A 13925-nucleotide genomic window follows, 5' to 3' on the forward strand; every position below is an offset into this window, starting at 1 on the left:
GCGGGTAGTAGCAGTCAGCGACGCCAGTGCAGGGGGCAACCGCAATGACGACAGGTCGGCTCGGGCAGGACACCGCGCCACCGAACGCGGCCTACGCCGGGCAGGTCGTGCACTTCCCGGATCCGGTCCGGGCTTCCCGTCACCCGAGGGGGGTGCGGGTGGACGAGTTCGGGCATCCGGACTTCTCGCCGTACGCGCGTGCGGCGGCGGAGATCGCCGACCCGCCGGAGGGTTTCGGCGTCGATGAGCTGCGGCTCACGGACTACGTGTCGGCGAACGCGGCGATGGCGGCGACGGGCCATGAGCTGTGGGACACGATTCCGGCGGTGGCGACGCCGCATGGCTGGACCTGGCACCACGTGGCGCGCAGTCGTCGGATGGAGCTGGTCCCGGTCGAGGTGAAGGCTCTGCTGCGGCATCACGGCGGGGTGGCGACGGCTGCCGTGGACCATGCGAAGCGGGGTACGCGCCCCTTGCAGGAGACCCGGCCGGCGCACTTCGGGCTGCCGAAGGGGCTGGTGTCGGTGTCGGAGCAGCAGCTTCAGGGTGTGGAGGAGGACCTCGGCTACCGGCTGCCGGGGGCGTATCGCTCGTTCCTGAGGGCGGCGGGTGGGTGTGCTCCGGTGGGTGCGGCGCTCGACGCGGAGCTGGGGCTTCTGGTGGACCAGCCGTTCTTCACGGTGCGGGAGGAGGCGGGGGTCAACGACCTCGTCTATGTGAACAAGTGTCTTCGTGACCATCTGACCAAGGATTATCTGGGTGTCGCGTTCGTCCAGGGTGGTCTGGTCGCGCTGAAGGTGCGGGGTGAGGCGGTCGGTTCGGTGTGGTTCTGCGCGTACGACGACGCGCGGGACTCCGGCGAGGTGGCGGCCGGGTGGACGGTGGGTGAGCGGGTGGAGCGCCTGCTGCTGCCCTGTGGTGCGGATTTCGACGCGTTCCTCCAGCGTCTCGCGGGCAATCCCCCGGAGCTGGAGACGGTGGCGAACCTGATGGTGGACGGCGGCTTCGCGCGTGCGGTGCCCGTGGTCCCGGTGGGGGAGTGAGTGGGCTGTGGTGACGTTCGCGCAGGCGCAGGAGCGCGCCGAGGAATGGATCAACGGCGACCTGCCGTCGTATCAGCACCGTGAGGTGCGGGTGCGGGAGTTCGAGCTGGGGTTCGTGGTGTGGGCGGAGGACCGCGAGGGTGGTCCGACCTCGGACGGCGGGCGCCAGCGTCTGGTGATCGCGCGGGACAGCGGTGAGGCGACGCTGTGGCCGGGGCTGCCGGTGGGTGAGGTGATCCGCCGGTACGAGGAGGAGTACGGGGCCGCGGAGGACGTTCCGGCGCAGGCGGCCGTTCCGGCGGCCCGGATCGATCTGAACCAGACGTCGTTCCTGTTGAGTCCGCCGGAGTGGTTGCAGGAGGCGGCGGACAGGATCGGGCTGCCGAAGCAGCCGAACGTGTCGCAGGAGAGCGTGAGTTCGTCGGCGTCGGTGGACGACGTGTCGGAGCCGGTGGCGGCGGGGTCCTCGGCGTCGGTGGCCTCGTCGGCGTCGGTCGCTTCCTCGGCCTCGTCGGAGGCGGGCGCCTCGGTGGGTGTGGCGGGTTCCGTGGCGTACGAGCCGACGGCGATGGACGGCGTACCGGCGGAGACGCCGGCGGCTTCGGTCCCGGCGGTCCCGGCGGTCCCGGCGGTCCCGGTGGCCCCGGTGGCTCCGGCGGCTCCGGCCGCTCCGGAGGCTTCGGCCCCGGTCGTGCCTCCGGCTCCGCCGGCGGTGACGCCGCCCGTCGCCCCGCCCGTCGCCCCGCCCGTCGCTCCGGCCGCGCCGACGCCGCCGCCCGCGCCCAGTCCGTGGGCGGACGCCAACGCGAGTTCCGGTGGTGCCGACGGGGCCGTGCCGCTGCCGGCGACGGTCTTCGCGCCGCCGCTGTCGGGGACGGACGACGAGGACGCCCCGCCGCCGCTGGTGGGTGCCGACGCGCCGACCGCTTTGATGCAGGGCGGCAGCGCGCTGCCGTCGACGGCGATCGCGCCCCGGCTCGACCCGGCCGCGCCGGCCCCGGGCGGTGGCCCGGCGGCCCCGTCCGCTCCCTCCGCTCCGGTGCCTGCGCAGGCCGGTCCGTCCGGGCCGTCCGGTCCGGGTGTGCCGCCGCCCCCGTCGCCCGCGCCCATGGCGCCGGGTGCCGGTGACCTCGCGGACGCCGCGACCAGCAAGGCCGCGGTGCCGCCGAAGAGCGGGCGAGGTCCCGCGACGCCGCCTCCGCCGCCGGGCGCCCCAGGGGTCCCCGGTGGGTCGAGCGGCGGTGCCGCCGGCTACCTGCCCACGCAGCTGGTGTCGCAGCTCGGGCCCGAGGGGCCCCGGCCGCCCGGTCCGCCGCCCGCTCCGGCCCCGCCCGGTCCGCCGACGCCGCCGCAGCCCGTGCACCACGCCGCGACGATGCTGGCGCAGCCGGGCCCGAGCGGTCCGGGCGTGCCTCCGCCGCCCCCGCCGCCGCCGGGTGTGCCCCGTGGGCCCGGGGGCGGTGTCGAGCACGCCGCGACGATGCTGGCGCACCCGGGTCCGTCCGGTCCGACGGCGCCGCAGCCTCCGGGGCCGCCGCCGCCGCTGCGCGGGGGGCACACGCCGCCGCCCGCGCCCGTACCTCCGGCGTACGGCTATCCGCAGCAGCCGACGGGTCAGCCGACGGTCGGTCCCGGCTACCAGGCGGTGCTGCGCTATCGGGCGCCCGACGGTTCCGAGGCGCAGATCATCCGGCGTTCGGCGCCGGGCACCCCGCATCCGGAGTGGCAGATCCTGCACGAGCTGCGGGCGATGAACGTGCCGCCGCAGCAGGTCCTCGAACTGCACACGGAGCTGGAGTCCTGCGAGCTGCCGGGCGGGTACTGCGCGCGGATGATCCGGGAGACCTGGCCGCAGGCGCGGATCACGAGCATCGCCCCGTACGGCCGCGATCACATGGGCCGGCAGCAGGGCATGCGGCAGCTCCTGACGCATCAGGGTGAGTTGCACCAGGTCGCGGACGGTCCCGCGCGGCCCGCGCCGGTACGGGCTCCGCTGCCGCAGGTGCAGCCCGCGCCGCCGGTCCCGCCGGAGGCGATCGCGCAGGAGCTGGCCGGGGCGTTCGGTCCGGGCGTGCTCCGTTTCGACCAGCGCGCGGTGTCGCGGCAGGGTGTGCCCGAGCTGGTGGCGCGCACGCTGGTGTGGGCGGGTCTTCCGGCGGACTTCGGGCCGTTCTTCTGGGCGCAGCCCGCGGTGCCCGTGGTGCCGACGCTGGCGGAGCTGGCGGCGCAGCGGCAGGTCGCGGGGGCGCCGGACGCGAGTTCGTACCTGGTGCTCGGTTCGGACTTCGGCCGGGCGATCTGTGTCCAGTACGGGACCGCGCACATCGTGGCGGTGCCGGTGGAGGCCGGTCCCGGCGGGCAGTCGGTGCCGCCGCAGTTCGTGAACACCGGGCTGCCGGAGTTCACGCGCTCGATGGCGCTGCTGGGCCGGATGTGGCGGCTGCGGTTCGGGCTCAACCCGGAGCAGGCGGGTCGCTGGACGGTCGATTTCCAGGCGCAGCTGGCGATGCTGGACCCGGCGGCGCTTGCGTCGCCGGAGAACTGGTGGTCGGTGCTCCTGGAGCAGATGTGGGACGGCCTGCTGTAGGGGCCGGGTTTCCCGTCGACGCCGGTGGACAGAATGCGTTGAACGGAATGTGATGAAGGGCGCTCGACGTGTATGCACGTTGGGCGCCTTTTGTCCGTTCTGATGGAGCATCCTGGACGTTCGGGTCAGAGGGAAGGGGCGCCAGAGATGAGTTTCGCTGTCGGACGGGGGCGCGGGTACCGGCCCGAGCAGGTCGACCGCCACCTGGCCGCACTCTCCGGGGACCGCGACGGTGCCTGGGAGCGGGCCGCGCGGCTCACCGTCCTGGTGAAGGAGATGGAGGCCGAGGCGGTCCGGCTGCGGGCGGCCGTCGAGGCGCTCGCCCCGCAGCGGTACGAGTCCCTCGGCGACCGGGCGCGGAAGATCCTGGAGCTGGCCGAGGAGGAGGACGAGGCGCTCGTCCGGGCCGCCGAGGCCGAGGCGCAGTCCCTCGCGGAGGCGGCCGAGTCGGCGGGCCGGGAGGCCGCCGAGGCGGCGCGGGCGTACGCGGAGGGGGTGCGGACGGCGGCGGAGGCGGCGGCCCGGGCGACCCTGGAGGCGGCGCGCGGGCGGGCCGAGGAGCTGACGACGGAGGCCGGCCGCGAGGCCGGGGAACGGCTCTCCGCGGCGCGGGAGGTCTTCGAGGAGACCGAGCGGCGCGCGGCGGAGCTCCTGGCGGGGCAGCGCGCCGAGCAGGCGGCGGTACGGGACGAGGCGGAGCGCCTGGCCGCGGGTGAGGCGGCGGAGCTGGACGCCCGCCACGAGGAACTGACGTCCGCCGCCGACGCGCGGCTCGCGGACGCCCGGCGCGCCCTGGCCAGGACGGAGGAGGAGGCCCGCCACGGCCAGGAGGACGCGGAGGCACGCGCGTCCGCCCTTCTCGCGGAGGCCCGGATGAAGGCGGAGCGGGTCGAACGTGAGACGGAGCGCGTCCTGCGGGAGCACGAGGAGGCGCGGGAGGAGATCCACGCGCACGTGGACCACATCCGCGACGCCCTGGCGGCGCTGACGGGGCGGGGTCCGGGCCCGCAGCCGGACGAGGCCCCGGAGAGGGACCAGGACCCCGGCTCCTGACGGGAGCCGGAGCCCGGAGGGGGCGGTGCCGGGACCCGGCGCCGCCCCGGACGAGGACCGGCGTCGGTCTCAGGCGCCGTCGACGAGCCGTACCGCGAATTCCGGCGAGAAGTCACCGGCCTTGTACTGCGGGCCCTCCGCCGGGCAGCGCGCGTCGTCCGCGTGCCGGCCGTCCGAGTCGCCGGGGTTCTTGATCCACAGGTAGTACGCGGCACCGTTCTCGCCGACCTGGGACGCCGAACCCAGCTTGCGCTGCGGCGGGTTGCAGAAGCCGACCTGCCCGCTGTCGGCGTCGCCGGGGATCTTGTAGGCGCCGTTGCCGTTGCGGGAGGTGTCCACGACCCAGGTCGTGTCGACGCCCAGCCGCTCCTCGACCCGTGCGGCCAGCCGGCGGCCGTAGTCGTCGGAGATGTCGGTGGAGTGGTAGTTGGCCACGTTCACCGCGACGCCGTCGGCGAGGTGGATCCCGGAGCGGCCCAGCATGTCGGCCATGTCGCTCAGACCGATCCCCTTGTCCGCCGGGTCGTCCTCACGGCGCGCGCCGAGCGTCCAGGTCGCGTTGCCCGCGTCGATGTACGTCTTCACGTACGGGCCCTGCGCGTCGAGGTGCTGGTTGGCGTACCAGAGCATGTCGAAGCGGGCCTCCCGCTTCTCCGGCGTCAGGCAGTTGCCCTCCACGTCGGCCTGGGCCACCGCGTCCGGCTCCAGGACGACGAGCGCCGGCCGCCCGGCGATGCCCGCGACGAAGCCGTCCATCCACTTCTTGTACGCCTCGGCGTCGGCCGCGCCGCCACCGGAGGCGCCGCCGCAGTCACGGCCGGGGATGTTGTAGGCGACGAGCGTCGGCAGCTGGCCCGCCGCCGTGGCCTTGTCGATGTAGCTGTCGACGTCCTTCTGCACGTCGGTGTTCCAGCCGCCGAACCACTTGACCGTGGTCCGGTCGGCGATCTGGTCCCGGATCTTCCCGGTGCGGCCGTCGCCGGGGTGGGCGTCCGCCCACTGGCGCGCGTTGGAGCCGGGGTCGACGAAAAAGCCCTCGCGCGCCGTCGACGTCGTCAGCGAGACGTCGTCGAAGGTGAAGTCCGTGGCGGCCTTCTGCCCGCCGAGCTGGAAGGTGATCTGGGCGCTCGCACCGGCCACCGTGTCGATCGTGGAACGGAAGGTCCACTGGTACCGCTTGCTCACGGGGTCCAGGGTGACGTCCCGCGCGAGGGGCGCCTCGTACGCGCCGCCGGACTGCTGCACGGTCGCCCGGACGGAGGCCGCGACCGAGGAACGGGCGTCGAAGGAGAGCGTGTAGAGCGCCCCCGCGCGCAACGCGACGCCGTTGCGCCCCACCTGCGCGTCCCACCGGTTGACCGTTCCGGCCTTGACGGAGGCCTTGAGGGTGCCGCCCGTGTAGTCGGGAGCGCTTCCCGTGGAGGACCACCAGACGCCGGCCGGTGGCGCGGTGGCGAAGGCACCCTCCGGGGCGAGTTCGCCGTACAGCAGCGGGGCGGGCGCCTCGGGCGCCGCCTGGGCGGTGGAGGCCGGCAGCGCCAGGGATGCGGCCAACAGGGGTAAGGCGGCGCTCGCGTACAGCAGGGGTGTGGTTCTCATCGGTCTCGGTGTCCTAGGTTCGGGGCCGTGGTCAAGGGGCGAACTCGGCATTCGGGAAAGGGTCCCACTCCGCCCACACCGTCTTGCCTGGTGCCCCCGGCCTCGGGCACCATCCCCAGCGGTCGGCGAGCGACTCGACGAGCAGCAACCCCCGTCCTCCGTCCGCCGGTTCCCGCCCGGGCCCGGTGAGCCGGCCGGGCCGGGGAGGTACGCGCTCGGCCCGGCTGTCGCTAACCTCGATCCGCGTGAGGCGCCGGGGCGCGTCCGTGACCCGCAGGAGCAGCCGGAAGTCCCGACCCGGCACGTGCCCGTGCCGCACCGCGTTCGTCGCCAGCTCGGCCGCGACCAGGACGACGGTCTCGTGCGCCGCACTCCCGTACGGGACGCCCCACTCGTCCAGCCGGACGGCGACGAGCCGCCGCGCGAGCCGGGCACCCCGGGCGGTCGAGGTGAAGCGGAGGGTGAAGACCCGCCGGTCCAAGTAAGGCGAGACACACCTGAGTTGGGTGGTGTCCGTGGGGCTGAGGTTGTCACTCGTCATGCCCTCCAAGCTCCTCTTGGTGGCGTAGCGTGACCAGTGGTGACGCGCTGACGCGGTGGCCTTGTACGTGGTGCGTCGGCGCAGGTACGAGAGGTGGGGTGCGATGGCGGAGGAGCAGCCGGTCGAGGCGCCGGAGTCGGGACCCGAGGTGGACGCGGGCCAGACGGCGGACAAGTCCGGACAGGGCGTCGTGGCGGCCTTCGGGCAGAGCCTCAAGACGCTGCGGACGCGGGCGGGGATGGAACGGGATGAGTTCGGCAAGCGGCTGGGCTACTCGGCGTCGACCATCGCCTCGTTCGAACAGGGCCGGAGGATCCCGCCCCCGCGCGCGATCGACCGGTCGGACGAGGTGCTGGACGCGGGCGGACTGCTGAAGGTCTGGAAGGACCAGCTGGAGCGGGCGCAGTACCCGGCGTTCTTCCAGGGGATGGCGCAGCTGGAGAAGCAGGCGATAGAGCTGCTGGCGTACGACACGATGGTGATTAAGGGGTTGCTCCAGACCGAGGAGTACATGAGGGCACTCCTGGCCATGAGGCGGCCGCCGCTGGACGACGAGACGATCGAGCAGCGAGTGACGGCCCGATTGGCGCGGCAGGACATCTTCGACCGGCGCCCCGCACCTCTGCTGAGCTTCGTCATGGACGAGTCCGTACTGCGGCACCGGTACGGAGGGAAGGGCGTCCTTCGGGGGCAGTTGGAACACCTGCTCCTGATCGGCCAACGGCGGAACGTTGAGCTGCAGGTCATGCCGACCGACTGCGAGGACAACGCGGGCGTGAACGGCCCGTTCACGGTCGTGACCCGCAAGGACGGGAAGAAGTTTCTCTACGTCGAAGCTCAGAACACCAGCTCACTGGCGACCGACCCGGAACAGACCGTTCTCGCTGCGGCCCGCTATGGGATCATCCGGTCGCAGGCTCTCAGCCCGCGAGAGTCACTGGAGTTGATCGAGAAACTGTTGGGAGAGCTATGAACATCGCCGAGCCCCTCGCCTGGTTCAAGAGTAGTTACAGCGGCGGCGACGGCGGCGACTGCGTCGAGGTCGCGTTCGCCTGGTTCAAGAGCAGCTACAGCGGCACCGAAGGCGGCGACTGCGTCGAGGTCGCCGCCGCCGCGGGAGTCGTGCACGTCCGGGACTCCAAGGACGTGGCCCGGCCGGCCCTCCGGGTCTCGCGCGACGCGTGGGCCGGGTTCGTCGGGCTCGCGTCGGCGGAGTAGTACAGCCGTCGCTTGTACGCGGTCAGCCCTCCGCGCCCCGCCGTTCCCCCTCCTCCAGGACCGGGAAGCGGCGGGGCGCGAGGGTGAGCAGGACCAGGAGGGCCAGCGCCGCCGCTCCCGCCGCGCCCATGAAGACGTAGTCGACCGCCGTGTCGACCGCCCGCCGCAGGTGGTCCGTGGCCTCCGCCGTGAGGGAGCCGGGGGAGTCCAGGGAGCGGGCCAGGGCGTCCAGGTCGCCGCTGCCGCCGAGGCGGGCGGCGAGGACGCCGTTGGCCACGGCGCCGAAGACCGCCGCGCCCACGCTCTGGCCGACCTGGCGGCAGAACAGTACGGACGCGGTGGTCGTGCCCCTCTCCTCGTACGGGACGGTCGACTGGACGCCGACGATCAGCGGCAGTTGGAAGAGGCCGAGGGCCGCGCCCAGGAGGAGCATCAGGAGCGCGGGTTGCCAGGGTTCGCCGGGGAACGGCAGGAACGGGAAGGCGAGCAGCAGGAGTAGGGCGAGCGAGATGCCGATGACGGCGGTGAGGCGGAAGCCGATCCTCGCGTACACCCGGTTCGAGAGCGCCGCGCTGATCGGCCAGCTCAGGGTCATCACCGAGAGCACGAACCCGGCGGCGATCGGTCCGAGGCCCAGGACGGACTGGGCGTACGTCGGCAGGAAGACGGTCGGCGCGATCATGAGCAGGCCGAGCGCGCCGAGGGCGAGGTTGACGGCGGAGATGGTGCGGCGGCGCCAGACCCAGCCGGGGATGATCGGTTCCGCCGCGCGCCGTTCGATGGCGACCGTCGTCGCGCCGAGGACGGCCGCTCCGGCGAGGAGGCCCAGGGACGGGGCCGAGAGCCAGGGCCAGGCGACGCCGCCCTGGACGAGCGCGGTGAGGAGCAGCGCGCCCGTCGTGAAGATCGCGAGGGCTCCCGCCCAGTCGATGCGCACGGGCGGGCGGGGCGTGGTGCGGGCCGGTTCGACCAGGTGGCGCCAGATCAGCCAGAGGGCGACGAGGCCGATCGGCAGGTTGATGAGGAAGATCCAGCGCCAGTCGGCGTACCCCGCGAGGAGGCCACCGGCCGCCGGGCCCGCGACGGAGGAGGCGGCCCAGACGGAGGAGAGCCTCGCCTGGATCCTGGGGCGTTCCTTCAGGGGGTACAGGTCGGCGGCGATGGTCTGGATGGTGCCCTGGAGGGCGCCGCCGCCGAGGCCCTGGACGACGCGGAAGGCGATGAGGCTGGCCATGTTCCAGGCGGCCGCGCAGAGCAGGGAGCCGATGAGAAAGAGGACGACGCCGGCGATGAGGACGGGTCTCCGGCCGAAGGTGTCGCTGAGTTTGCCGTACACGGGCAGGGTGACGGTGACGGCGAGCAGGTAGCCGCTGAACAGCCAGGAGAAGACGGCGAGTCCGCCGAGGTCGCCGACGATCTGGGGGACGGCGGTGGACACGATGGTGCCGTCGACGGCGGCGAGTCCCATGCCGAGCATGAGCGCGAGGACCACGGGGCGGCGGCGGTCGGGCCCGGTGCTCCGGCCCGGCTTCGCGACCCCCTTCACGTGCGGCTCGGTCACCCCGTCATTCCTTTCTTCGTACACCTAAATGTGCGGGGTCAGGGTCCCACCCCGACCAGGGGTGGAGGAACCCCTAGGGGCGCCTCCCCCATAGGGGCCAGGGGTTGTTCGTCCCGGCGGAGGAGGAGAACGGCCGCGCCCGGTCCTTAACTTGAACTTACAAACCCACCCACTGCTCCGAGGAGAAAACCGTGACCACGGCTGTGACCATCCCCAGGCACGGGGGTACTGGAGGGCGTACGGCCGTGGTGGCGCGGGCGCGTCAGGTCGTCAAGGCGTACGGCTCCGGGGAGACCCGGGTCGTCGCGCTGGACTCCGTCGACGTCGACATCGCCCGCGGTCAGTTCACCGCGATCATGGGACCCTCGGGTTCCGGCAAGTCGACCCTGATGCACTGCCTCGCCGGGCTCGACACCGTCACCAGCGGGGAGATCTTCCTCGACGAGACGGAGATCACCCGCCTCAAGGACAAGAAGCTCACCCAGCTGCGCCGGGACCGGATCGGCTTCATCTTCCAGGCGTTCAACCTGCTGCCCACCCTGAGCGCGATCGAGAACATCACGCTCCCCATGGACATCGCGGGCCGCAAGCCGGACGCCGAGTGGCTGCGCCGGGTCGTCGACACCGTCGGCCTCTCCGAGCGCCTCAAGCACCGGCCGAACGAGCTCTCCGGCGGCCAGCAGCAGCGTGTGGCCGTGGCCCGCGCGCTCGCCGCCCGGCCCGAGATCATCTTCGGTGACGAGCCGACCGGAAACCTGGACTCCCGCGCGGGCGCCGAGGTCCTCGGCTTCCTCCGCACCTCGGTCGACGAGCTGGGCCAGACGATCGTCATGGTCACCCACGACCCGGTCGCCGCCTCCTACGCGGACCGGGTCCTCTACCTCGCCGACGGGCGGATCGTGGACGAGATGCTCCGGCCCACCGCCGACGCCGTCCTCGACCGCATGAAGGACTTCGACGCGCGCGGGCGGACGTCATGAGCGTCCTGAAGACCTCGCTGCGCAACTTCTTCGCGCACAAGGGCCGGATGGCGCTCTCCGCCGTCGCCGTCCTCCTCTCCGTCGCCTTCGTCAGTGGGACGCTCGTCTTCACCGACACCATGAACACGACGTTCGACAAGCTCTTCGCGTCGACCGCCTCCGACGTCACCGTCAGCCCGAAGGACACCGACCCCGGCGACGCGCCCCAGACCGGCCGCCCCGAGGCCTTCCCCGCCTCGCTGGTCGACCGGGTCCGGAAGACCGAGGGCGTCCAGGCCGCGCAGGGCGCGGTCGTCTCCACCGGCGTCACCGTCGTCGACGCGAGGAACAAGAACGTCGGACCCACCAGCGGCGCCCCGACGATCGCCGTCAACTGGAGCCCCAACGAGCTGCGTTCGGTGGACATCGCCTCCGGCCACGAGCCGCGCGGCCCCACCGAGGTCGTCGTCGACGGCGACACCGCCGAGAAGCACGGCCTGAAGATCGGCGACGAACTCCGCACGATCTCCGTCACCGGCGACTTCACCGCGAAGATCTCCGGCACGGTCGAGTTCAAGGTCACCAACCCGGGCGCCACCATCGTCTACTTCGACACCGCGACCGCCCAGCGCGAACTCCTCGGCAAGGAAGCCCTGTTCAGTCAGATCATGGTCGACGCCGAGGACGGGGTCAGCGACGACGCCCTGAAGGGGAACATCGCCGCCTCGATCGGCGCCGACTACAAGCTCCAGACCGCCGCCGAGGCCGCCGACGCCGGCCGCGAGGACGTCGCGGGCTTCCTCGACGTCATGAAGTACGCGATGCTCGGCTTCGCCTTCATCGCCTTCCTCGTCGGCATCTTCCTCATCGTCAACACCTTCTCGATGCTGGTCGCCCAGCGCACCCGCGAGATCGGTCTCCTGCGGGCCATCGGCTCCAGCCGCAAGCAGGTCAACCGCTCCGTCCTCGTCGAGGCGCTGCTCCTGGGCCTCTTCGGCTCCATCGCCGGTGTCGCCGCGGGCGTCGGCCTCGCCGTCGGCCTCATGAAGCTCATGTCCGCCGTGGGCATGGAACTCTCCACCCGCGACCTCACCGTCAAGTGGACGACCCCGGCCGTCGGCCTCGCCCTCGGCATCGTCGTCACCGTCCTCGCCGCCTACATCCCGGCCCGCCGCGCCGGGAAGGTCTCCCCGATGGCCGCCCTCCGCGACGCGGGCACCCCCGCCGACGGCAGGGCCGGCCGGGTGCGCGGTGTGATCGGCCTCGTCCTCACCGCCGCCGGAGCGGGCGCCCTCGTGGCGGCCTCCCGCGCCGAGGAGGCCGCACCCGGCTCCCTGTGGCTCGGTCTCGGCGTCGTCCTCACCCTGCTCGGCTTCGTCGTCGTCGGCCCGCTCCTCGCGGGCGGAGTCGTCCGCGCCCTGGGCGTCGTCGTCCTGCGGATCTTCGGCCCGGTCGGGCGGATGGCCGAGCGGAACGCGCTGCGCAACCCGCGCCGCACCGGCGCCACCGCCGCCGCCCTGATGATCGGCCTCGCGCTCGTCGCCTGCCTCTCGGTGGTCGGCTCCTCGATGGTCGCCTCGGCCACCGACGAGCTCGACCGGTCCGTCGGCGCCGACTACATCGTGCAGTCCGGCACCGGGCAGCCGATCGTGCCGCAGGCCCAGGCCGCCCTGGAGAAGACCCCGGGCCTGGACCACGTCACCGAGTACCGGTGGGTCGACGCCACCGTCACCGACCCGAGCGGGAAGACCACGACGGCCGACCTGGCCGCCACCGAACCGACGTACATCGAGGACCTGCGCCGCGAGGTCACCGCCGGCACCCTCGCCGACGCCTACGGCAAGGGCGCGATGTCGGTCGGCAGCGACTACGCCACCGAGCACGGCGTGAAGGTCGGCGACGTCCTCACCGTCGCCTTCAAGGGCGGCGAGACGGCGAAGCTGAAGGTCGCGGCGATCACCGCGGACACCGGGCAGGTCGACAACGGCGCGATGTACACCCACGTCACCACCGTCGCCGAGCACGTCCCCGCCGAGCGGATGCCGCAGAGCCTGCTCCTCCTCGCCTCCGCCAAGGACGGCCAGGAGACCCAGGTCTACGAGGCCCTCAAGGAGGCGCTCGCGCCGTACCCGCAGTACAAGGTGAGCAACCAGGCCGACTACAAGGAACAGCTCAAGGACCAGGTCGGCCAGCTGCTCAACATCGTGTACGGGCTCCTCGCCCTGGCGATCGTCGTCGCCATCCTGGGCGTCGTGAACACCCTGGCCCTGTCGGTGGTCGAGCGGACCCGGGAGATCGGCCTCATGCGCGCCATCGGTCTCTCCCGCCGCCAGCTGCGCCGCATGATCCGCCTGGAGTCGGTGGTCATCGCCCTCTTCGGCGCCCTGCTCGGCCTCGGCCTGGGCATGGGCTGGGGCACCGCCGCGCAGAAACTGCTCGCCCTGGAAGGTCTCGGCGTCCTGGAGATCCCCTGGCCGACGATCCTGACGGTCTTCGTCGGCTCGGCCTTCGTGGGCCTCTTCGCCGCCCTGGTCCCGGCGTTCCGGGCGGGCCGCATTAACGTCCTGAACGCGATCGCGAGCGAGTGATCGCCTAGCGGTCGCGTGAGGGAACGGGGGAACGGGGGAGCGACGGGGGAGTGCGGCCCCGGCGGACCACACAGGTCCGCCGGGGCCGCACGGCTGCCCGCCGCCGCCGCACGGCCACCCGGCGCCCGCACGGCCGCTCAGACGGTCAGCACGGGCACGTCGTAGCGGGGGATGTGCTTGTCCCGGGTCACGAGCGTGAGCCCCTCGGTCTGCGCCTGGGCGATCAGTATCCGGTCGAAGGGGTCGCGGTGGTGGGGCGGGAGCCGTCCGGCGCGGATGCCGTGCTCCGCGACGATCGGCAGGGGTTTGAGCTGGCAGTCGCGTGCCAGCTCGGGCAGGTCGGCCGGTCCGTCGAGCTTGCCGAGGGCTTGCTTGACGGAGAGTTCCCATGGCGTGACGGCGCTGACGTACGCGTGCTCTTCCGTGTCGAGCAGATCCTTGACGTCGCCGGAGAGCTGCGGGGAGTCGAGCAGCCACCAGATGACGACGTGTGTGTCGATGAGGAGTTTCACTCCCCGGGGCCTTCCTCGCCGAGCCCGAAGGCCTCGGCGAAGCCGGGGTCGTCGGAGAGGTCGTCGAAGTCGTCGTGGAAGACGACAGGCGCGGTGAGGGACCCCCGGGCCGTGCGTCGGACCTTCCCCCGCAGGGGGATCACCTTTGCGACCGGTTCGCCGGACTTGCTGATGATCACCTCCTCGCCCGTCGCGACCGCCTCCAGGATCTTGGAGAAGTGGGTCTTCGCCTCGTGGACGTTGTACTGCCGGGCTGCTTCCATC

Annotated in this window: 12 protein-coding genes; 7 read left to right on the top strand and 5 right to left on the bottom strand. The window is 72.7% G+C overall.

The window, feature by feature from the left end:
* The first annotated feature begins 44 nt into the window (after positions 1-44).
* From ACRRSS_RS03075 to ACRRSS_RS03085, 3 genes are all read left to right on the top strand, one after another.
* Positions 45-1043: an SMI1/KNR4 family protein gene (locus ACRRSS_RS03075; protein WP_435975236.1), complete on the top strand. Its 999-nt coding sequence runs from the start codon at positions 45-47 to the stop codon at positions 1041-1043.
* Between the two features lie 7 nt (positions 1044-1050).
* On the top strand, positions 1051-3630 hold the full coding sequence (locus ACRRSS_RS03080) for an SUKH-4 family immunity protein (RefSeq protein ID WP_435969675.1): 2580 nt from the start codon (positions 1051-1053) through the stop codon (positions 3628-3630).
* A 147-nt stretch (positions 3631-3777) separates the two neighbouring features.
* Positions 3778-4683, top strand: a complete 906-nt coding sequence (locus tag ACRRSS_RS03085; protein WP_435969676.1) for a cellulose-binding protein — start codon at positions 3778-3780, stop codon at positions 4681-4683.
* A 69-nt stretch (positions 4684-4752) separates the two neighbouring features.
* On the opposite strand, the gene ACRRSS_RS03090 is transcribed toward ACRRSS_RS03085, so the two are convergent.
* Both ACRRSS_RS03090 and ACRRSS_RS03095 read right to left on the bottom strand, forming a co-directional pair.
* On the bottom strand, positions 4753-6282 hold the full coding sequence (locus ACRRSS_RS03090) for a glycoside hydrolase family 6 protein (protein WP_435969677.1): 1530 nt from the start codon (positions 6280-6282) through the stop codon (positions 4753-4755).
* 31 nt (positions 6283-6313) lie between these two features.
* Positions 6314-6823: an ATP-binding protein gene (locus tag ACRRSS_RS03095; RefSeq protein WP_435969678.1), complete on the bottom strand. Its 510-nt coding sequence runs from the start codon at positions 6821-6823 to the stop codon at positions 6314-6316.
* Between the two features lie 103 nt (positions 6824-6926).
* On the opposite strand from ACRRSS_RS03095, the gene ACRRSS_RS03100 reads away from it, so the two are divergent.
* Positions 6927-7796, top strand: coding sequence for a helix-turn-helix domain-containing protein (locus tag ACRRSS_RS03100; protein WP_435969679.1), 870 nt, complete (start codon positions 6927-6929; stop codon positions 7794-7796).
* A complete protein-coding gene (locus ACRRSS_RS03105; RefSeq protein WP_435969680.1) occupies positions 7793-8041 on the top strand; it encodes a DUF397 domain-containing protein in 249 nt (82 codons plus the stop codon). Before ACRRSS_RS03100 ends, ACRRSS_RS03105 begins: the two co-directional genes overlap by 4 nt.
* A gap of 22 nt (positions 8042-8063) precedes the next feature.
* Here the strand turns inward: ACRRSS_RS03105 and ACRRSS_RS03110 are convergent, their stop codons facing one another.
* Positions 8064-9602 (bottom strand): MFS transporter, encoded by a 1539-nt coding sequence (locus tag ACRRSS_RS03110; protein ID WP_435969681.1) that lies wholly within the window; start codon positions 9600-9602, stop codon positions 8064-8066.
* A 191-nt stretch (positions 9603-9793) separates the two neighbouring features.
* Here ACRRSS_RS03110 and ACRRSS_RS03115 point away from each other — a divergent pair, with 191 nt between their 5' ends.
* Positions 9794-10582, top strand: a complete 789-nt coding sequence (locus ACRRSS_RS03115; protein WP_435969682.1) for an ABC transporter ATP-binding protein — start codon at positions 9794-9796, stop codon at positions 10580-10582.
* Positions 10579-13149 (top strand): ABC transporter permease, encoded by a 2571-nt coding sequence (locus tag ACRRSS_RS03120; protein WP_435969683.1) that lies wholly within the window; start codon positions 10579-10581, stop codon positions 13147-13149. Before ACRRSS_RS03115 ends, ACRRSS_RS03120 begins: the two co-directional genes overlap by 4 nt.
* 137 nt (positions 13150-13286) lie before the next feature.
* Here ACRRSS_RS03120 and ACRRSS_RS03125 read toward each other — a convergent pair whose 3' ends face one another.
* Both ACRRSS_RS03125 and ACRRSS_RS03130 read right to left on the bottom strand, forming a co-directional pair.
* Positions 13287-13661 carry a type II toxin-antitoxin system VapC family toxin gene (locus ACRRSS_RS03125; protein ID WP_435969684.1) on the bottom strand — a complete coding sequence of 125 codons (375 nt, stop codon included), beginning with the start codon at positions 13659-13661 and terminating at the stop codon, positions 13287-13289.
* Positions 13658-13924, bottom strand: a complete 267-nt coding sequence (locus ACRRSS_RS03130) for a type II toxin-antitoxin system Phd/YefM family antitoxin (RefSeq protein ID WP_435969685.1) — start codon at positions 13922-13924, stop codon at positions 13658-13660. The genes ACRRSS_RS03125 and ACRRSS_RS03130 overlap by 4 nt, the downstream gene beginning before the upstream one ends.
* Position 13925: the final 1 nt, after the last annotated feature.

It is taken from the genome of Streptomyces sp. Qhu_M48 (assembly GCF_051305195.1).
In the GTDB taxonomy this organism is placed as follows: Bacteria; Actinomycetota; Actinomycetes; order Streptomycetales; family Streptomycetaceae; genus Streptomyces.

Excerpts from the sequence above, each read along its gene's own strand:
- ACRRSS_RS03075 (WP_435975236.1), top strand. The coding sequence starts at position 45 with ATGACGACAGGTCGGCTCGGGCAGGACACCGCGCCACCGAACGCGGCC.
- ACRRSS_RS03085 (WP_435969676.1), top strand. The coding sequence starts at position 3,778 with ATGAGTTTCGCTGTCGGACGGGGGCGCGGGTACCGGCCCGAGCAGGTC.
- ACRRSS_RS03090 (WP_435969677.1), bottom strand. The coding sequence starts at position 6,282 with ATGAGAACCACACCCCTGCTGTACGCGAGCGCCGCCTTACCCCTGTTG.
- ACRRSS_RS03095 (WP_435969678.1), bottom strand. The coding sequence starts at position 6,823 with ATGACGAGTGACAACCTCAGCCCCACGGACACCACCCAACTCAGGTGT.
- ACRRSS_RS03100 (WP_435969679.1), top strand. The coding sequence starts at position 6,927 with ATGGCGGAGGAGCAGCCGGTCGAGGCGCCGGAGTCGGGACCCGAGGTG.
- ACRRSS_RS03105 (WP_435969680.1), top strand. The coding sequence starts at position 7,793 with ATGAACATCGCCGAGCCCCTCGCCTGGTTCAAGAGTAGTTACAGCGGC.
- ACRRSS_RS03120 (WP_435969683.1), top strand. The coding sequence starts at position 10,579 with ATGAGCGTCCTGAAGACCTCGCTGCGCAACTTCTTCGCGCACAAGGGC.
- ACRRSS_RS03130 (WP_435969685.1), bottom strand. The coding sequence starts at position 13,924 with ATGGAAGCAGCCCGGCAGTACAACGTCCACGAGGCGAAGACCCACTTC.